Genomic DNA, 19,114 nt, shown 5'->3' with positions numbered 1-19,114 from the left:
AAGCGGAAACCGCGCATGATACAATTCCGCCGCAAACCGTGTCAAAGCCTTTCTTCGCCGTCCCTCTGATCGATTTTCCATGCAAAAACAAGCCTCTTCGCCGAGCCTGGTGCTCGCTTCCACCTCGCCCTATCGCCGCGAACTGCTCGCCCGCCTGGGGCTGCCGTTCGACGTCGCCGCCCCGGACGTCGACGAAACCCCGCTGCCCGGGGAAAGCGCGGCCGCCACCAGCCTGCGGCTGGCCGTGGCCAAGGCCCAGGCACTGGCCGCGCGCTACCCCGCCGCACTGTTGATCGGTTCCGACCAGGTGGCGCTGCTCGATGGCGAGCAACTGGGCAAACCGGGCACGCACGAGCGCGCGGTGACGCAACTGCGCGCAATGCGCGGGCGCCGCATCGATTTCCATACCGCCGTGGCGTTGCATAACAGCGCCAGCGGCGTCACGCACACCCACGTGGATGTCACCGGCGTCACCATGCGCGATTACACCGACGCGGAGATCGAGGCCTATCTGCGCCGCGAACAGCCGTACGACTGCGCCGGCAGCGCCAAGACGGAGGGCCTGGGCACGGTGATGATCGCCGCGCTGGAAAACCGCGATCCGGCGGCAATCGTCGGCCTGCCGCTGATCGCGCTGTGCGACATGCTGCGCGCCGAGGGAGTGGCCCTGCTATGAGTCACGGCACGCTCTATCTGATTCCGGTTCCGATGGGTGGCGATCGCCTGGATGCCATCCTGCCGGCCGATGTCCTGCACATCGCGCGCCGGCTGACGCATTTCGTGGTCGAAAACGCCAAGACCGCGCGCGCCGTCCTCAAGCAGTTCGAAACCCCGCACGAGCTGCGCTCGCTGTGGATGGGCGAATTGAACGAACACACCCGCGATGCCGAGCTGGCCGCCCTGCTGGCCGGCAACGACGTCGGCCTGATGAGCGAAGCCGGTTGCCCCGGCATCGCCGACCCCGGCGCCAACCTGATCAGGCTGGCGCACGCGCGCGGCATCCGGGTTGCGCCATTGGTGGGGCCATCGTCGATCCTGCTGGCACTGATGGCGGCCGGCGCCAATGGCCAGAAGTTCCGCTTCAATGGTTATCTGCCAGCGCAGGAACCGGGGCGTGCCGAGGCGATCCGCAAGCTGGAGCAGGAATCATCCAAGCAGCAGCAGGCCGAGTTGTTCATCGAAACCCCTTATCGCAACGAGGCGCTGTTCGCCGCACTGCTGGCCGCCTGCCGCCCCAATACGCAATTGACGGTGGCATGCGATCTGACCGCCGCCGGCGAATGGATTGCGACCCGTACCATCACGCAATGGAAGCATGGCGAACGCCCATCGTTGAACAAGCGCCCGACCGTATTCGTGCTGTACGCCGCGTAACCGGCAAACGGCGTTGAAGCCATTAAGATGAAACGCCGCGCCGATCCCCGGCGCGCATCCCTGCCCAAGAGCCACCATGAGCAAATTCTGGAGTCCCGTCGTCGTCCGCCTGACCCCATATGTGCCGGGCGAGCAACCCAAGATCACCAATCTGATCAAGCTCAACACCAACGAAAACCCGTATGGGCCGTCGCCCCGGGTGTTGGCGGCGCTGAAGGATGCCGCGGCCGACCCATTGCGGCTGTATCCCGATCCCAATGCCGACGATCTCAAGGCCACCATCGCCCGCTACCATGATCTGACCCCGGCGCACGTATTCGTCGGCAACGGTTCGGACGAGGTGCTGGCGCATGCCTTCATGGCGCTGCTCAAGCATGACCGCCCGCTGTATTTCCCCGATATCAGTTACAGCTTCTATCCGGTGTACTGCGGCCTGTACGACATCAGCTACCGCGCGGTGCCCGTGGACGAGGCCTACCGCATCGATGTGAACGACTACGACGCGGACGCCGGCGCGGTGATCTTCCCCAACCCCAACGCGCCGACCGGTCGGCTGTTGGGCCTGGCGGACATCGAAGCGCTGCTGACGCGCCTGCCCGATGTGGTGGTCGTGGTGGACGAGGCGTACATCGACTTCGGCGGCGACAGCGCCATCGCGCTGGTACAGCGCCACCCCAACCTGCTGGTGGTGCAGACGCTGTCCAAATCGCGTTCGCTGGCTGGCCTGCGCGTGGGCTTTGCCGTCGGCCACCCCGATTTGATCGAGGGGCTGGAGCGGGTGAAGAACAGCTTCAATTCCTATCCGCTGGATCGCCCCGCGCAACTGGGCGCCATTGCCTCGTTCGAGGACGAAGCCTACTTCCAGGAGGCGCGCGCCAAGGTGATCGCCAGCCGCGAATGGCTGATCGAGGACTTGCAGGAGCTGGGGTTCGACGTGCTGCCGTCCGCCGCCAACTTCGTATTCGCACGCCATCCGCAACGCGATGCGGGCGAGCTGGCCGCCGCGCTGCGCCAGCGCGCCATCCTGGTACGGCACTTCAAGGCGCCGCGTATCGAGCAGTTCCTGCGCATCAGCATCGGTAACGACGCGGAGTGCGAGGCACTGGTCAAGGCGCTGAGCGAAATCCTGAGGTAGCGCCTGGCGCACACGGGCCGGCGGCGACGAATAGGGGCGCCCCCACGAAGTCGAAGACTTTCCGGGGTGGGTGAGCGGGGGCCTCGCTATGCGCGCTGGGTGGCGCGGGTCAACGATGCGTGCATCCGGCACGTTCTCCAAGCAAAACGGCCACCTCCGGGTGGCCGTTTCGTTGCTGCATATCGCAGCGCTCAGTGTGTCTTCACCCGCGCCACCACCAGATTGCCGCGCCCCTGGTATTCCACCGAGTCGAACGACAGCATGCGCGCCATGGAGATGCCGCGCCCGTGGGGATCGAAGGCGCGCTCCGGCGCGAATTCCAGGAAAGGCTTCCAGTCGAAGCCATCGCCTTCGTCGCGAATGGTGAAGCGCACCGCGCCATCCTCGCGCAGGAACTCGGCGCTCACCACGCGCGCCGCATAGCGCGCATCGGTCAGCCGGGTTTCCACCTCTTCCTGCCAGCGCCCCTGTTGCAGCAAGCGGGTCTTTTCGGAATAACTGATGCCCAGGTTACCGTGCTCGACCGCGTTGACCAGCAGCTCGGACAAGCCCAGCGCCACGCGGCGCGGATCGGGGCAGGTCTGCGACAGCAACAGCGTGAGCTGGCGGGCTTCGATCAGGGTGCGGAAGCGGAACATGCCATGTTGCAGCAGTTGGTAGCCGCTGACGTGCTCGGCGATCTGCGCTTCCAGTTGCCGCCGTTCCTTGCTGGAACTGACGGCCGCCGCCACGATGGCCAGCAGCATGTCGCGCTGGAACGGTTTGATCAGGTAGTAGTACGCGCCCGCCGCCAGGCCTTCCCGCACATTCTCGGCGGCGCCGACGGCGGTCTGCATGATGACCGGCACTTCGGACAGCTCGGGCTGCTGCTTCAGGCGCGCCAGCAGCGCCATGCCGTCCATGCGCGGCATCATGCGATCGAGCAGGATGGTATCGAAGCGACGATCCGCCGACAGTACGTCCCAGGCGGCCGCGCCGTCCTCGGCCGACACCACCTCGTAGCCGGCGTCCTGCAGGTGCTCGGTCAGGATTTCCAGGTTGAACGGTTCGTCATCGACTACCAGCACCCGGCCCTTCGGCGCCTCACTCCCCATCTCGTTTTCCCCTGAAAGCTTACCCGCCGGTCACTATACCGCCCCGCCATGCGGGCTGGAAACCGCTTTCCCTCCGGTGAATCCACATCGGCCCCGTGTGCGACGGCCGAATGCCGGGGCTGGCTCAGGGCAGCGCGGCGTAGAGTGCGCGGAACTCGTTCGCCAGCTTGTGGCGGGGATCCAGCCACACCAGCGGCGTGGCGCGTTCGTGCGATTCGCGCACCTTCACCGAGCTGGACAGATACGTCGGCAACACCGGCAGCCCCTGCTCCTTCAGCGCATCCACCAGGCGGGTGGGCAGGCTGGCGCGCGGCTGGAACTGGTTGACCACGATGCCTTCCACCGCCAGTGCCGGATTGTGATCGACGCGGATTTCCTCCACGCGCGCCATCAGCGACAGCAGCGCGTCGCGCGAGAAGGTGTCGCAATCGAAGGGGATCAGGCAGCCGTCGGCGGCAATCAAGGCGGACAGCGTGAAGAAATTGAGTGCCGGCGGGGTATCGATCCAGACTTCGTCGAAATCGTCCTCCAGCTCGGCCAGCGATTCGCGCAGCTTGTAGATCTTGTAGCGGGCCTCCAGCTTGCCCTGCAATTCGGCGATGGCCGGATGGGACGGGATCACCGACAGCCCCGCATGTGGCGTGGCATGCACGAAGGCGGCCACGGGCTTGGCGTACAGGCTGAAATTGAGGGTCTGGTCGAAGAAGGCGTCGAGCGCCGGCTCCACCTCGCGCGCCGCATCGCCCAGCAGGTAGTGGCTGGCGTTGCCCTGGGGATCGAGATCCACCACCAGTACCCGCCGCCCCGCCTGCGCGGCCGCCGCAGCCAGGTTGACCACGATGGTCGATTTCCCCACCCCGCCCTTCTGATTGAATACCACCCGCCGCCGCATGCGCCGCTCCTCGATGTTGCATTGCAATAAATGCCGCTGACTATAACACGCGCGCAAGGCTCATACCGTAGGCATACGATGCGTGCAGTTGACGGCAAGTTCACGAAAAAATCACGAAAATCGCAGGTAAATTGCCCACTCCCCAAAGGGGTTGCCCTCCGTAGACTTGCCTCCGATGAACGGCCCCCGCCGCTCAGACGTACGCAAAGGAGACAACCTCTATGAAGCTCAAGCTCACCCCCCTGGCCGCAGCCCTGCTGTTGGGCGCAGGCATGGCCCACGCCGAAGTCTATATCGACGGTTCGTTCGACGGTGGTGTCAGCATCAACGATATGGGTGATCAGAATCAGGGGCGCGCCGAATACGACGCGACCATCGGTATCGGCGGCAGCGATCAACTCGATGGCGGCGGCAAGGTGAAGTGGCGCCTGGAACAGGGCGTCACCAACTACACCGACAACGACCAGTCGCGCTTCGGCGGCAAGGAAGCATGGATCGGCTATGAGCAGGATCAGATGGGCCTCGTTCGCCTGGGCAAGATGAAGTCGCCGCTGTACGACATGCTCGACGCCCGCTACGCCGACACCGGCGCCAAGTTCCTGGTGTCCGAGTACGGCCTGGGCCAGAACGTCCGTCCGGGCAGCGGCATCCGCTACGACAGCCCGAACTTCGGCGGCTTCAACTTCTCCGCCCTGTACGATCTGGACGAAGGCACCAGCGGCCACTATGGCTATGACGTGGGCGCGCAGTACCGCAATGCCGGCCTGTTCGTCGCCGGCGCGTATCAGCAGCGCAAGGGCGCGGACGGTACCGACGACGACAGCGTGGGCAACGTTGGCGAGTTCGACAGCCAGAACTGGTATGTCGGCGCCGGCTACAACTTCGAGAATGGCCTGGGCGTGAACGGTGGCTACAAGTCGATGGAGTACACCCCGAGCGGCGGCAGCAAGGTCGATCAGGACCTGTGGTTCGCCCAGGGCAGCTACACCGCCGGCAAGCACGGCGCCTACCTGACCTACATGCAGTTGGGCGATCGCGGCGATGTCTCCGACAGCGGCGCGCAGGCCGTGTCGGCCCGTTACAACTACAGCCTGTCCAAGCAGTCGATCGCCTATGTGGAAGGCCGCTACGTGATGAACGAAGCGAACTCGGCCTATGGCCCGACCAACGACACGCTCGATTACATGGGCGCGCCGGGCGAGGACACCAGCCGTCTGATGGCCGGGCTGAAGACCAACTTCTGATCGGCTTCATCCCCGAAAAACGGCGTCGTATGGCGCCGTTTTTCTTTGGGCCAGCTTCATGCCCATGCGCCGGGCCATGCTGTTCGACACGACATCTCCATTGAGAATTGTTGTCATTAATCATGATAACGAATCTCAATTACACACATAGTCCAGCTCGGGAAACCGGGCGGCGGTGGGCCGCCATGTCTGTCACAAGGAGATGTCAAACAATATGAAACCGCTACTGCTATCCGCCCCGCTCGCTCTCGCATTGCTGCTCGCCGCCAGCCCGGGCCAGGCCGAGGTCCAGCTCGACGGCTCGTTCGACGGCGCACTCAGCGTCAACGATCTGGGCGACCAGACCCAGGCCCGCGCCGACTATGATGTCACCATCGGCATCGGCGGCAGCGACCAGCTCGATGGCGGCGGCCAGGTGATCTGGCGGCTGGAACAAGGCATCACCAACTACACCGACAACGCGACCGCGGTCTTCGGCGGCAAGGAGGCGTGGATCGGCTATACGGGCGAAACCGGCACCCTGCGCCTGGGCAAGATGAAGTCGCCACTGTACGACCTGCTCGACGCCCGCTACGCCGACACCGGCGCCAAGTTCCTGCTGGCGGAATACGCCCCCGGCCAGAATGTGTATCCCGGCAGCGCCATCCGCTACGACAGCCCCGAATTCAGCGGCCTGACCGTGTTTGCGCTGTACGACCTGGATCAGGGCGACGGCAGCCACTACAGCTACGATCTGGGCATGCAGTTCGCCAAGGCCGGCTTTTTTGTCGATGGCGCATTCCAGCAACGCAAAGGCATCGACGGCAGCGATGACGATGCCGTCGGCAACGCCAGCGAATTCGACGGCCAGACGTGGTTCATCGCCGGCGGTTACGATTTCGGGAACGGTCTTGGGGTGAATGTCGGCTACAAGTCGATGGCCCATACCCCGCAAGGCGGCGCCGAGATCGAGCAGGAGCTGTGGTTCGCGCAAGGCAGCTACGCCAGCGGCAAGCACAGCGCCTATCTCACCTATATGCAACTCGGCGACCAGGGCGATCTCGACGAAAGCGGTGCCCAGGCCATGGCCGCGCGCTATGCCTATGGTTTGTCCAAGCAGACGATCGCCTATGTGGAAGGTCGCTATGTCTGGAACGACGAAAACGCCAGCTACGGCCCGACCGACGATGCCTATGACTATGTGGGCGCGCCGGGGGAGGACACCAGCCGCCTGATCGCCGGCCTGAAGACCGAGTTCTGACCCACGCGAGCCGCAAAAAAGAAAAAACGGCGCCTCACGGCGCCGTTTTTTGCTTTTGCCGTGCTGCTTACGGCAGGGTCTTCAGGTGCGCAGCCACCGGCTTCGAGAAGTTGTAGCCGTCGTGCTTGTCCCAATTGATCGACCAGGTCATCACACCGCGATAGGTGGGATAAGCCTGCTTCGGCTTGACCGTATCGCAGTTCGCCAGGCGGGTCAGGCAGTTGAGCGCGTTGTTCACCGTGGCAGTGGTGACGAAACCGCGACCGGCCGACTGGTTGCCCGACGGCACGCCGAACGCCACCTGATCCGGACGCAGGCCCTTGAACTCCCAGCCCGTGCCGTAGTTGGTCTTGAAGCCTTCGATCAACATCAGGCTGCCGCCGACCAGCGCATCCACCGTGCCTTCGTTCAGCGTGCGGCCATCGGTATAGGTGAAGCCGCCGTTGTTGTAGTACTGCACGTGGATCACATTCAGGTCGTCACGCAGGCCATCAATGATCGGCAGGTAGGCGCCCCAGATGCTGCCGTAGGAGATATAGCCGCCCTGCACGTACGGGTGTTCCGGCGCCATCGACAGGTAGAAGTTGGAGCCGACCCTGGCCTTCAACTGCTTCACCGCAGTGACCAGGTTGTTGATGATGGGCGCGCCCAGCGAAACGCCGCTGCCGCTTTCCAGATCCAGGTCGATGCCGTCCAGGCCGTACTTGGTGATGATGCCGTACAGGCTGTTGACGAAGTTGGTCACGTCGGACGCGTTGTTCAGCGTCACCGAACCATCCTGGCCACCCAGCGACAACACCACCTTCTTGCCCTTGGCGCGCTTGGCGGCGATATCGGCGATGAACTGCGCCTCGCTGCCGGCGTTCGGGTCCAGGTTGAACGCCACGTTGCCACCGCCGGCATTGTCGCCGAAGGCCAGCACGATCACGTCCCAGTCATCGCTGACCTGGCTGATCGGGAACGTCACGCCCGACGGGTTGGTGAAGTTGTGCCAGTAACCCACCAGCGCATGCTTGGTCGGCGGCGGTGCGATCGGGGTCGGCGTGGGAACGACCGGCGTCGGAGTCGGCGTCACGACCGGGGTCGGCGTGGGGGTCACGACGGGGGTCGGCGTGGGCGTCACCACCGGTGTCGGGGTCGGGGTGACCACCGGGGTCGGCGTGGTGCTGCCGCAGTTGCCCAGGTTCTTCCACACGCCCCACTCGCCCGATTGCGCCGGGTTGTCGCCCTGTGTCCACCACTTGGCTTCGTAGTTCACGCCGTTGTAGGTCACGCGGGCGCCGCCGTTGTAGACCGAGCCGGAAGCCCAGGCCTGATAGCAGGCGGTGTTCGCGGGGGTCGGGGTCACCGAAGGCGTGGGGGTGACGACCGGTGTGGGCGTCGGGGTGGTCGGCGTCGGCGTGGGGACCGGCGTCGGGGTCGGCGTGGTGCCGCTGGTTACGCCCAGGTCCTGCCACAGCGTGGGCGTGGAGGCCGGATTCCAGTTGGCGCCGACAAATGCGGTGTGGGTGACCAGTGCCTTGTAGTCGTGGCCGTTGTAGCTCACCACCGTGCCGGCGCTGTAGGTGCTGCCTTCCTGCCAGGTGGGCGCCGCGTAGGCGCTGGCCGATACCACCGCGCCGCCCAGGGCAAATACCATGGACAAAGCGGTGACCAAGCCGCCGGCGCGCCGGCGGAACGTCGCTTGCTGTTTCATTACTCGTCTCCATCCTGATTTTTGTAGGCGCGCGACTGCGCGCCGACGCCAAACCATGACCGCCGACAACCGTCGGTCATACGCTGGCGTTCAGGCGGTTGTTTAGTGCCGCGCCCCATTCGCGTCAACCTTCAAGTGATTCATTAAATTAGGATTTTCTCCAGCGGCACCGCCGCAGCCCGCATCGTTGCACGTTCGTGTAAGGGGCTGCATCCGCCATTTACCGTTGCTTCCCGCCGAACGGCGGCATCGCCGCATGTCTTGAAAACCCTGTTGTCGTCCCCACTATTCGCCTCCTGACGAATAAGAGCGGCCGACCCGATCCGGCTGGCAACAGCGCGCGGCACGGCAAGCCCGACCCGCGCACGACGCTTCCAGGAACATTTGTCAGCCGCTCCCCAGGTTCGGCCCCGCGCCGGTTTTTCTGTTTCAGGAGGTTGTTACGCCATGAGCAAGGAAACGCTCGGTTTTCAGACCGAGGTCAAGCAACTGCTGCATCTGATGATCCACGCGCTGTACTCCAACAAGGAGATCTTCCTGCGCGAACTGATCTCCAACGCATCGGATGCCTGCGACAAGCTCAGATTCGAAGCGCTGGACAACGGCGCGCTGTATGAAGGCGACGGCGAACTGGCCATCCGCCTGAGCTTCGACAAGGATGCGCGCACCATCACCATCGCCGACAACGGCATCGGCATGCGCCGCGATGAAGTGATCGCCAACATCGGCACCATCGCACGCTCCGGCACCAAGGAATTCTTCAGCCAGCTCACCGGCGACGCCGCCAAGGACAGCCACCTGATCGGCCAGTTCGGCGTGGGCTTCTACTCCGCCTTCATCGTTGCCGACAAGGTCACCCTCACCACCCGCCGCGCCGGTGAAACGCAAGGCACGCGCTGGGAATCGCAGGGCGACGGCGAGTACACCGTCGAGGACGTGGCAAAGGCCGGGCGCGGTACCGAGATCGTGCTGCACCTGAAGGAAGGCGAGGACGAGTTCCTCAACGACTGGCGCCTGCGCAGCGTCATCACCAAGTATTCCGACCACATCAATCTGCCGATCCTGATGCCCAAGCGTCCGGAATACGACGACGAAGGCAAGGAAATCCCCGCCGAAGGCAGCGAGACGGTCAACCAGGCCAACGCGCTGTGGACACGCAACAAGGCCGACATCACCGACGAGCAGTACCAGGAGTTCTACAAGCACGTCGCACACGATTTCGAAACGCCGCTGGCCTGGAGCCATGCCCGCATCGAAGGCCGCCAGGAATACACCGAACTGCTGTATGTCCCGCGCCGCGCGCCGTTCGACCTCTACGACCGCGATCGCCGCCACGGCGTGAAGCTGTACGTCAAGCGCGTGTTCATCCTGGAAGACCACGAAAAGCTGATGCCGCAATACCTGCGCTTCGTGCGTGGCGTGATCGACTCCAACGATCTGCCGCTGAACGTCAGCCGCGAAATCCTGCAAGCCAGCCGCGACGTCGAGACCATCAAGTCCGGCTGCGTGAAAAAGGTGCTGGGCCTGCTGGAAGACCTGGCCGAAAACCGCAAGGACGACTACGCCACCTTCTGGAGCGAATTCGGCCGCGTGCTCAAGGAAGGCGTGGGCGAGGACATCGCCAACAAGGAACGCATCGCCGGCCTGCTGCGCTTTGCCAGCACCCACAACGACGGCGACGCGCAGGATGTCAGCCTGGCCGATTACATCGGCCGGATGAAGGAAGGCCAGGACAAGATTTACTTCATCACCGCCGAAACCCCGGCCGCCGCGCGCAACAGCCCGCACCTGGAAGTCTTCGTCAAGAAGGGCCTGGAAGTGCTGCTGCTGTCCGACCGCGTGGACGAATGGCTGGCCTCCAGCCTGACCGAATTCGATGGCAGGAAGCTGCAATCGGTGGCCAAGGGCGAACTCGACCTCGGCCAGTTCGCCGACGAAGCGGAAAAGCAGCACCAGGAAGCCGCCGCCAACGAATTCAAGGACGTGGTGGATGCGATCAAGGGCGCGCTGGGCGACCAGGTGAAGGACGTGCGCGTCACCACCCGCCTGACCGACAGCCCCGCCTGCCTGGTGGTCGAGAACTTCGACATGAGCGGCAACCTGGAGCGTCTACTCAAGGCCGCCGGCCAGGACGTGCAAGGTACCCAGCCCATCCTGGAAATCAACCCGGATCACGCCATCGTGCAAAAGCTGAAGGCCCAGGTCGGCCACGCCGATTTCGCCGACTGGACCCAGGTGGTGTTCGACCAGGCCCTGCTGGCCGAAGGCGCGCAGTTGCAGGACCCGGCCGGCTTCGTCAAGCGGCTGAACCGACTGATCCTGGCGATCTGACCCGATCCGCCGTCGCAACAGAGCACCGCCCTTCGGGGCGGTGTTTTTTCATCCGCGCCAAGTTTGATCGCGCGCCCTTGTAGCGCCTTCGCCACAAGCGGACAATCGGCCCCTGACTCGGGGTGCCCGCCCTGGTTTGCGTACCGGTGCGCGGGCTGAGAAACACCCGTATCCACCTGATCCGGATCATGCCGGCGTAGGGAAGTCCCAAGGCGGCCTTTCCCTGCGCGGAAAAGGAGCCAAGATGCCCTCCCCCATCACTCTGCCGCTGCACATCGTCGCCGACGAACTGGCGCGGCTGCGCGCCGAGCAACCGCTGGTGCACCTGCTGACCAACGAAGTCGTCCAGGACATCAGCGCCAACGTGCTGCTGGCCACGGGCGCCGCGCCGGCGATGATCGTCGCCGAGGAAGAAGCCGGCGCCTTCGCCGCACTGGCGGGCGGCCTGCTGATCAACGTCGGCACGCTGTATCCGGCACGGCTGGCGGCAATGCGTATTGCCGTCGATGCCGCCAACGCCGCGGGCACGCCGTGGACGCTGGACCCGGTGGCGGTCGGCGTTCTCGACTACCGCACCGACGCCTGCCGCGAACTGATCGCCCGGCGCCCGACCGCGATCCGTGGCAACGCATCGGAGATCCTGGCGCTGGCCGGCTTTGGCGGCGCCGGGCGCGGCGTGGACAGCACGGCCGGCTCGCAAAGCGCCGTCAGCGCCGCCGAGCAACTGGCGCGCGATACGGGCGCCATCGTCGCCGTCACTGGCGAAACCGACTTCATCACCGATGGGGAAACCACCTGGGCCACGCCCTGGGGGCACCCGATGCTGACCCGCGTGGTCGGCACCGGCTGCGCGCTGTCGGCGCTGGTTGCCGCGTTCACCGCGCACGCGCCCAACCGCCTGGACGCCGTGGCGGCCGCCTGCGCGGTGATGGGCATCTGCGGCGAGCGCGCCGAATCGGCCAGCGACGGCCCCGGCTCGTTCGGCTTCGCGCTGCTGGATGCGTTGTACCTGCTCAATCCCCGGATGCTGCGGGAGCTGGACGCATGAAGCCTACCTTCGACCTCTCGCTGTACCTGGTGCTCGACCCCGACCTGTGCGGTGGCCCGCAAGGCATGATCGATACCGCGCGCCTCGCCGCCGCCAATGGCGTGACCATGGTGCAGTTGCGCGCGCCAAACTGGAAAAAGCGCCAGTGGCTGGAAACCGCCACGGTGCTGAAAGCGGTGCTCGCCCCGCTGGGAGTGCCGCTGCTGATCAACGACCAGATCGATATCGCGCTGGCGATCGATGCGGCCGGCGTGCACATCGGCCAGGCCGATCTGCCGCCCGACGCCACGCGCCGCCTGCTGGGCCCCGGCAAGATCGTCGGCCTGTCGGCGTCGAACGCCGCACAACTGGCCGACGCGCCGGTGGGCCTGATCGACTACCTGGGCGTCGGCCCGGTCTACCCCACCGGCACCAAGGCCGATGCCTCGCCGGTGATCGGGCTGGAACTGTTCGCGGACCTGATGGCCGCGCGCCCGCTGCCGGTGGTGGCCATCGGCGGCATCAAGGCCGGCAACGCCGCGCCGGTGATCGCGGCCGGCGCCGATGGCGTCGCCGTGGTCTCGGCCATCTGCGGCCAGCCGGATATCGTCAGTGCCACCCGCGCGCTGCAACAGGAAATCGCCGGAGCCCGCGCATGATCCCCCACGCCTTGACCATTGCCGGTTCCGATTCGGGCGGCGGCGCCGGCATCCAGGCCGACCTCAAGACCTTCTCCGCGCTGGGCGCCTATGGCATGAGCGTGCTGACCGCGCTCACCGCGCAGAACACCCGGGGGGTGACGGCGGTACACCCGGTGCCGCCAGAGTTCGTCGCCGCGCAGCTCGACGCCGTGTTCGCCGATATCCGCGTGGACAGCGTGAAGCTGGGCATGCTGGCCAACGCCGATATCGCGCTGGCCGTGGCCGACGGGCTGGCGCGGCATCGCCCGCAGCACGTGGTGCTCGATACGGTGATGATCGCCAAGGGTGGACATCCGCTGCTGGCGCCGGATGCCGTGGCCGCGATCCGCGACGCATTGCTGCCGCTGGCCTCGCTGATCACGCCCAACCTGCCCGAAGCCGCCGCGCTGCTGGGCTGCGACGTAGCCGCCGACGAAACGGCAATGCGCGAACAGGGGCACGCACTGCTCGCCGCCGGCGCCCGGGCGGTGCTGATGAAGGGCGGCCATCTGGGCGGCGACGAAAGCCCGGACTGGCTGATCACGCCACAGGGCGAAACGCGCTTCGCCGGCCTGCGCTTACCGACACGCAATACCCACGGCACCGGCTGCACCTTGTCCGCCGCACTGGCCGCATTGCGTCCGCGCCATGCCGACTGGCCGACCACAGTGGCCGCCGCGCGCGGCTACCTGCTGGCCGCGCTACGCGCCGCCGACCAGCTACAGATCGGCCACGGCATCGGACCGGTTCACCACTTTCATGCCTGGTGGTAGGGCGTGTCGTCACCTGTTTCACGACAGCGTTCGGTGCAGTTCGGGATGCCGCGCCAGGAACTGGACGCGCTGCGGTATGAATACCGCAAGCGGCCTGCGACACCGCACGGCGCCCGAAATGCACCGAACCCGCAGGGCTGGGCCGAAAAAGCGCCAGCCACCAGGCGTACGACGCAGCCAATAACCGGTTATTGGCAAGGAGTGCAACGCAGTGGATGGTGTTTTTTCGGCCCAGCGCTGCCGCGAAACAGGTGACGACACGCCCTAGGCGGAGCAGCTTGAAATTCAAATCTTGAAACTGCCCTCGGTGTTTCAGGATGTGGGGTTCAAGCTGGTTTTACCCTTCCTCCTTCTCCCTTTCCTCTTCCTCAGCCTTACCACCTTCCCGCCCGGGCTTCCTGATCAGGCTGGCCGCCATCGCGGCCAGCAGACCGACTCCCGCCAGCAGCAACGCCCATAGCGCCCAGCGACGCCAGTCAGCGCCGGCTGTGGTGGCGGCGTTGGGGGCTTGCCGCGCGGTGTCGGTGGGGGCGAATCCGGCCTTGGCACTGCCCATCGTCGCCAGCTTGGCGTCGTCGTAACCGGGCACCAGCGTGGCCAGCGGCAGCGCCGCCGACTGCGCATTGGCCTTGCCCAGCGCCAGCCGGTACGGCGGCGTACCGCGCGCCAGGAACACCAGTTCCATGGCCGGCAGCGCCACCCGCACCGTGGGGGGCTGGGCACCCAGGCCGCCGCCGCGCTGGTCGGGCGCCAGCTTGAGTTCGTTCACCTTTTGCCCCGGCAGCACGATCTCTTCCAGCCGCACCTCCTCCTTGCCCACGGACACCCGCGTCAGCACGGTGGCCATCAGCCACTGCCAGGGCGCATGGTCGTTCAGACGGCCCGACACCGTGACCGGCGCCACCGTGTTGGGCTGATCCAGCGATACCCGCATCGCGGTCAGCGGCAACGCCAGCGGCAGGCGGTACAGGTATTCGCCATTCTTGCCGACCCGGCCGGACAGCGGCCCGGACCAGCTCACGGTGGCGCCGCCACCCTGGCTGCGGACGCCGTCGAGCCGCGCGGCACGCAGCTCGGGCGCCTGTTCCGGCGACAGCCATTGCAGCCGCAGGTAACGCGCCGGTGCATCGGACAGCTCGATCTCGGGCTGGTCGATGTGCTCGCCGTTGAAGCTGAAGCGCGCGATATGCCCGCTACCCAGCGGGCGCCAGTCGGTCAGGTCATCGCTGGTGTCGATGGCAAAGCGCTGGAAACCCTCGTCGGCCTCGTTCCAGGTCAGGGTCAAGCGGCGCGGCCGGTCCTTGCCGGTGCCCAGGTCGAGCAGCCAGCCACGCAATACCGGCTTGCCATTGCCCGCCGGGGCGGCCGGCACTTCGACGATGGTGCCTTCGCTATTGCGCAGCACACGCAGCGTGCCAGTGGTGGTGGTCTCGCCCACCGGGCCACGCAGCGGGAACAACCTGGCGCTGATTTCCCGCTGGCTGCGGGTGGCGGGTGCGGTGACCTGACGCAGGGCATAGGGCACGGTCTGGCCTTGAGCGTCGAACACCCGCAGGTCGCGCAGATCGGCGTGGCGCGCGGCCAGCCGGGCGTCCATCGGCAAGGCCAGCCGGTACCACGGCCCCTGGCCGGTCAGCGTCAAAGGCGTATGGGTCGGGTAATCCGCCGCGTTGTCGGCGGCCGGGGCGGGCCCGGCCAGCAATGCGGCGGTCAGGCAGAACAGGCGGATGGATCGGTTCACGATGGTTGACCCTCGGTGTCCGTCGGGGTGTCGACCCGGCGCGGCGGCAGTGGCGAGAAGTAGCCGACGACCAGCAGCAGCACGCCGACGCCGATGAAGGAGATGATGCGTTCCAGCCCGCCACGGTTGCCCAGTTCGACGAAGAACAGTTTGATCACCACCACCGCGATCAGCGCCGCACCGATCATCCACAGTTCGCGGCTGGCGCGCCGGTGGCCGCTCACCATCAGGCCCAGCGCGCACAGCGTCCAGACGATGGACCAGCCCGCCTGCACCTGCATCGACCCCAGCAACGCGCCCTCGTCGAACGGCACGCCGCCCCAGTGATGCGCGGCACGACATACCGCCTGCGTCAGCAGTAACAGCAGCGAGGCGCCGGCCACCCCCAGCAAGGGCCGGCGCAGCGCGGCGCGCGGCCAGCCCCGTTGCGGCAAGGCATGGTCGGCCCAGCGGTACAGCGCGGCCAGCACGATCAGCGCACCCAGCTCCAGCGGGTTGAGGAGCGGCAGGTAGGGCAAGGGATCGGCCGCACCGTCGCTGAACAGGTTGGCCAGCCAGAACCAGAGCAGCATCAGCGCCGCCACCGGCAAGGCGGCATCGACGCGATAGGTGCGCGCGTGCTCCGACACCGGCCACGGCAGGCGACGGTCGCTGGCCATCAGCGCCAGGTAGGCGCTCGGCACCAGCGCCCAGCCCAGCCAGCGCCACGCGTTGTAGTGCTCGGCAAGCAGCGCGAACAGCACACGCAGTTCCTGCGCCGCCACCCCCAGCAGCAACCAGCAGCCGATGAGGTGGCCGCAGCGGACAAGACGCCCCGGCAACAGCGTTTCCAGCCGGCGCAGCGACACCCAGTGCGCCGCCAGCAAGGCCGGCCACGCCAGCCAGCCCCAGGCCGACAACGGCAGGTAGCCACGGCTGAGCCAGCCCATCAGCAGCGCCGGTATGGCCAGCACCGGCAGCATCAGGCAGACCAGCGCCAGCGTGCGCCATGCCTCGCGCCGTGCCAGCCATTGCCACGCCAGCACGCTGAACGCGGCCACGGCCAGCAGCAGGTGATCCTGCTGCCCCACCGGTGCGAAGCGGATGATTTCGCCATAGGCGGTGAGTGCCCACCAGGCCACGCCCCAGTACAGCAGCAGGCCGGACAATGGCGCCAGCCCCACGCCCGGCAGCGCCGACTGTTCCTGCCGTGCCGCGCGGTGCAGGCGCCACGCGCCGATCATCGCGGCCAGTGCCAGTACCGCCGGCGTCCAGAAGCCGGCGTGCGCCAGCGGCTTCAGTGTTTCATCGACCGGCACGTCGAACAGCGTCGGTCCGGCCAGCAGGAAGCTCACGCCACCGATGAGTTGCAACGCCAGGCCGAACACGAAGCCGACCCGCTGCCGCAACGACAGACACAACCACGCGATCAACAGCCCGCTGCCGCCCCAGACCGCGCTGGCGATACGCCACGGCAACACGAACAGTACCGCCAGGTTCAGCAGTACCAGACCGGCCAGCAGCACCACGCTCAAGCCGGCCAGCAGCGCTTTGTCGTCCCGCACCGATTCGTCGCGCGCGGTGTAGATCATGCCGCCGATGAGGGCGACGCCGATCAGCGACGCGGTGAGCAGGTCGCGCCAGCCTTCGGCCAGCCCCGCCCCGGCGCCCAGGCCGGCGCCGTTCATGTTCAGCAGGAACAACGCGCCACCCAGCAACTGCACGCCGAACGCGCAGCCCAGGAAGCTGCGCGCGCCCAGGCGCAGGCCGGCGAACAGGGTGGCCAGGCCCGCCAGCGCCCACGCGATGGCCGTACCCTCGACCCGCAGGCACAGTGGCGCGATCAGGTAGAGGAAGGCCAGGCCAAAGCAGGCCAGCCAGGGTTGCAGGCCGCGCTCCCAGCCATCGAGCGCATCGTCATGGCGCCGCGCGTGCCACCAGGCGAATAGCAGTGCCACGCCCAGCATCAGCGCCCCCAGCGGCGCGCCATCCAGCACCGTGGCCGTCCCGGCGCGCAGGTCGCCCAGGAAGGCCAGCGCCGCGCCGATCTGCAACAGCAGCGCGAACATCCGCGCCAGCGGCCGGCGCTGGCGCAGGCCCAGCCAGTAAATGCCGGCGCCTTCCACCGCCCAGGCGGCGGAGGTCCAGCGCGCATCCAGGCCCAGCGGGATGGCGAGGCTGGCAAACACCACGCCCAGCGCCAGGCAGGATTCCGCCAGCAGCAGCGCGCGCCGCCCGCTCAGCACGCGCGCCAGCGCCATGTAGATCAGCCCCAGCGCCAGCGCGCTGAACGCCGCGCCGAATTCCAGGTGGCGGATCACGGCATATTGCAGACCGAAACCGATCAACGGTGTGCCGAACAGCACGATGCCGTCCAGGTAATCGCCCTGGCGCAGCGACCAGCGCAACAGCGCCTGACGGCTGTCGTCGGCGGGTGCGTCGTCGGCTTCGCGCAGCTTGCGGCGTGCGAACAGCAGGCCGATGGTGAGATACATCAGGAAGAACAGGATCAGGAACGGCTCGGTGCTGGCGAACAGCTCCGGCTGATAGCCTCGCAGGCCCCAGGCGAAGCCGATGCCGAAGGTGCCGACGAAGCCGATCAGGTTGAGCATGCGCCATGCCTTGAACCAGGCGATGGCGAAGATGCCGGCATTGAGCAACGCAAAGTAGCTGAACAGCGCAACGTGGTTGCCGCTGCCGGTGGACGCAAGGATCGGCGTGGCGAAGCCGCCCAGCGCCGCCGCCGCGGCCAGCCCCAGCGAGTCCTGCAATACCGCCAGCGTGGCGGCGAACACCGAGACCAGCACCAGCAACGCGAAGCCGGCGGTGGGCAGGATCAGCACCTCGCCGCCGTTGAGCGCCGGGTAAAGCTTGATGCCGGCGAAAACCGTCAGGTACAGCACGCCGATCCCGGTGCCTTGCAAGACCAGCGCATAGCCGGCGCGGCGTCCACGCAGCCACCAGCCCAGCCCCAGCAGCGCCAGTGCCGCTGCCGCGCTGCCCAGGTATGGCGCCTGCGGCGGCATCACCATGCCTTCGGTGGCGTAACGCAAGAGGAAGGCCAGCCCCAGGAACAGCAGCACCACGCCGATGCGCAGTACGGTGTTGCCGCCCAGCAACCAGTCGCGCGCGGCGGCGAAGGCGCGGTCGAACAAGGTGGGCAGCGCCGGCGGAGCCGGCGGTTGCGGCACGCGCGCGGGTACGGGCACCGGCTGCGGCGCTACCGCCACCGGTTCGGGTCTGGATTCGGGTTGGGGAAGCGATGCCGGCTCGGTCTCGGGGGCCGGGGCGATGTCGGCCATCGCCGGTTCCACGGGCAACGGTTCGATTTCGACCGGCGCGACCGGCTCGGTCGGCGTGGCGGGGCTCGTCGCCACCGGCACCTCGAGCGCGGCCTGCAACGCTTCGTTCGATAGCGCGGCGGCCGGGGTCTGGATGGCGGGGGGCTCGTCGCTGCGAGTGGCAAGGGCTTCCGGTACGATCTCGGCCACGGGTGGTGGCGTGTCCGGCTGCGTATCCGGCGTCGCAACGGGCGCGGCCTCGGCGGTGGGCGAGGTGCTGGCGTTGCGCTCCAGCGTCAGCACCCGCTGGTGCATGATGCCGGTGCCGTGATCGAAGCGCTGGGCAAAAGCATCCAGCTCTTTGCGCAGTGCCTGCTGCGTCTGTTGCAGGCGGCCCAGCAGGATGGCCAGGGCAATCCCCAGGCCAATGATCGCGCCCATGGCCGCGTCGCCCATGCCCGCGCCGAACAACGCGCCGAGCGCCAGCCCGACGACGATGAGTGTCCAATGCATACTTCCCGCCCCTCACCCGATGACACATGTTGTTGGGCCTACAGGCATCCAGACGGCGGTCGATCAGCCTTTGGATCGCTGTAAGCAATTTATGCCAACGCAGTGTAATCGCTT

General features: G+C 66.7%; 14 protein-coding genes and 1 riboswitch. Of the genes, 9 read left to right on the top strand and 5 right to left on the bottom strand.

The features are described 5' to 3' along the window. The first annotated feature begins 79 nt into the window (after positions 1 to 79). The 3 genes from FAZ21_RS07340 (at position 80) to hisC (ending at position 2,509) form a co-directional block, all read left to right on the top strand. Complete coding sequence (locus tag FAZ21_RS07340; protein WP_136772635.1) at positions 80 to 676, top strand: Maf family nucleotide pyrophosphatase; 597 nt, start codon at positions 80 to 82, stop codon at positions 674 to 676. Continuing rightward, a complete protein-coding gene (locus FAZ21_RS07335) occupies positions 673 to 1,374 on the top strand; it encodes an SAM-dependent methyltransferase (protein ID WP_136772634.1) in 702 nt (233 codons plus the stop codon). The genes FAZ21_RS07340 and FAZ21_RS07335 overlap by 4 nt, the downstream gene beginning before the upstream one ends. A 76-nt stretch (positions 1,375 to 1,450) precedes the next feature. Beyond that, positions 1,451 to 2,509 (top strand): histidinol-phosphate transaminase, encoded by a 1,059-nt coding sequence (hisC, locus tag FAZ21_RS07330; protein WP_136772633.1) that lies wholly within the window; start codon positions 1,451 to 1,453, stop codon positions 2,507 to 2,509. 191 nt (positions 2,510 to 2,700) lie between these two features. Here hisC and FAZ21_RS07325 read toward each other — a convergent pair whose 3' ends face one another. Together FAZ21_RS07325 and FAZ21_RS07320 are read right to left on the bottom strand one after the other, a co-directional pair. Continuing rightward, complete coding sequence (locus FAZ21_RS07325; RefSeq protein ID WP_246038531.1) at positions 2,701 to 3,576, bottom strand: response regulator; 876 nt, start codon at positions 3,574 to 3,576, stop codon at positions 2,701 to 2,703. A gap of 151 nt (positions 3,577 to 3,727) precedes the next feature. Next, positions 3,728 to 4,495: a ParA family protein gene (locus tag FAZ21_RS07320; protein WP_136772631.1), complete on the bottom strand. Its 768-nt coding sequence runs from the start codon at positions 4,493 to 4,495 to the stop codon at positions 3,728 to 3,730. Positions 4,496 to 4,716: 221 nt separating this feature from the next. On the opposite strand from FAZ21_RS07320, the gene FAZ21_RS07315 reads away from it, so the two are divergent. Then, complete coding sequence (locus tag FAZ21_RS07315) at positions 4,717 to 5,739, top strand: porin (protein WP_136772630.1); 1,023 nt, start codon at positions 4,717 to 4,719, stop codon at positions 5,737 to 5,739. 214 nt (positions 5,740 to 5,953) lie between these two features. Beyond that, the gene (locus FAZ21_RS07310) at positions 5,954 to 6,979 is read left to right on the top strand and encodes a porin (RefSeq protein ID WP_169307293.1); all 1,026 of its coding nucleotides are present in this window, start codon (positions 5,954 to 5,956) and stop codon (positions 6,977 to 6,979) included. A 67-nt stretch (positions 6,980 to 7,046) separates the two neighbouring features. Here the strand turns inward: FAZ21_RS07310 and FAZ21_RS07305 are convergent, their stop codons facing one another. Next, positions 7,047 to 8,675 (bottom strand): chitinase, encoded by a 1,629-nt coding sequence (locus FAZ21_RS07305; RefSeq protein ID WP_136772628.1) that lies wholly within the window; start codon positions 8,673 to 8,675, stop codon positions 7,047 to 7,049. Between the two features lie 447 nt (positions 8,676 to 9,122). Here FAZ21_RS07305 and htpG point away from each other — a divergent pair, with 447 nt between their 5' ends. The 4 genes from htpG (at position 9,123) to thiD (ending at position 13,486) form a co-directional block, all read left to right on the top strand. Further along, positions 9,123 to 11,006 (top strand): molecular chaperone HtpG, encoded by a 1,884-nt coding sequence (gene htpG, locus FAZ21_RS07300; RefSeq protein ID WP_136772627.1) that lies wholly within the window; start codon positions 9,123 to 9,125, stop codon positions 11,004 to 11,006. Positions 11,007 to 11,114: 108 nt separating this feature from the next. Further along, positions 11,115 to 11,226: riboswitch (TPP riboswitch) on the top strand. 24 nt (positions 11,227 to 11,250) lie between these two features. Beyond that, positions 11,251 to 12,054, top strand: a complete 804-nt coding sequence (thiM, locus tag FAZ21_RS07295; RefSeq protein WP_136772626.1) for a hydroxyethylthiazole kinase — start codon at positions 11,251 to 11,253, stop codon at positions 12,052 to 12,054. Continuing rightward, the gene (thiE, locus tag FAZ21_RS07290) at positions 12,051 to 12,692 is read left to right on the top strand and encodes a thiamine phosphate synthase (protein ID WP_136772625.1); all 642 of its coding nucleotides are present in this window, start codon (positions 12,051 to 12,053) and stop codon (positions 12,690 to 12,692) included. Before thiM ends, thiE begins: the two co-directional genes overlap by 4 nt. Then, positions 12,689 to 13,486 carry a bifunctional hydroxymethylpyrimidine kinase/phosphomethylpyrimidine kinase gene (thiD, locus tag FAZ21_RS07285; RefSeq protein ID WP_136772624.1) on the top strand — a complete coding sequence of 266 codons (798 nt, stop codon included), beginning with the start codon at positions 12,689 to 12,691 and terminating at the stop codon, positions 13,484 to 13,486. The genes thiE and thiD overlap by 4 nt, the downstream gene beginning before the upstream one ends. Positions 13,487 to 13,823: 337 nt before the next feature. On the opposite strand, the gene FAZ21_RS07280 is transcribed toward thiD, so the two are convergent. Both FAZ21_RS07280 and FAZ21_RS07275 read right to left on the bottom strand, forming a co-directional pair. Beyond that, positions 13,824 to 15,227, bottom strand: a complete 1,404-nt coding sequence (locus FAZ21_RS07280) for a DUF3999 domain-containing protein (RefSeq protein ID WP_211243400.1) — start codon at positions 15,225 to 15,227, stop codon at positions 13,824 to 13,826. Next, the gene (locus FAZ21_RS07275) at positions 15,224 to 19,000 is read right to left on the bottom strand and encodes a DUF2339 domain-containing protein (RefSeq protein WP_136772623.1); all 3,777 of its coding nucleotides are present in this window, start codon (positions 18,998 to 19,000) and stop codon (positions 15,224 to 15,226) included. Before FAZ21_RS07275 ends, FAZ21_RS07280 begins: the two co-directional genes overlap by 4 nt. Positions 19,001 to 19,114: the final 114 nt, after the last annotated feature.

This window comes from Chitiniphilus eburneus (assembly GCF_005048205.1).
Lineage (GTDB): Bacteria > Pseudomonadota > Gammaproteobacteria > Burkholderiales > Chitinibacteraceae > Chitiniphilus > Chitiniphilus eburneus.
Note: the sequence above shows the minus strand (reverse complement) of the source record. Positions and strands in the feature narration are given on the sequence as shown.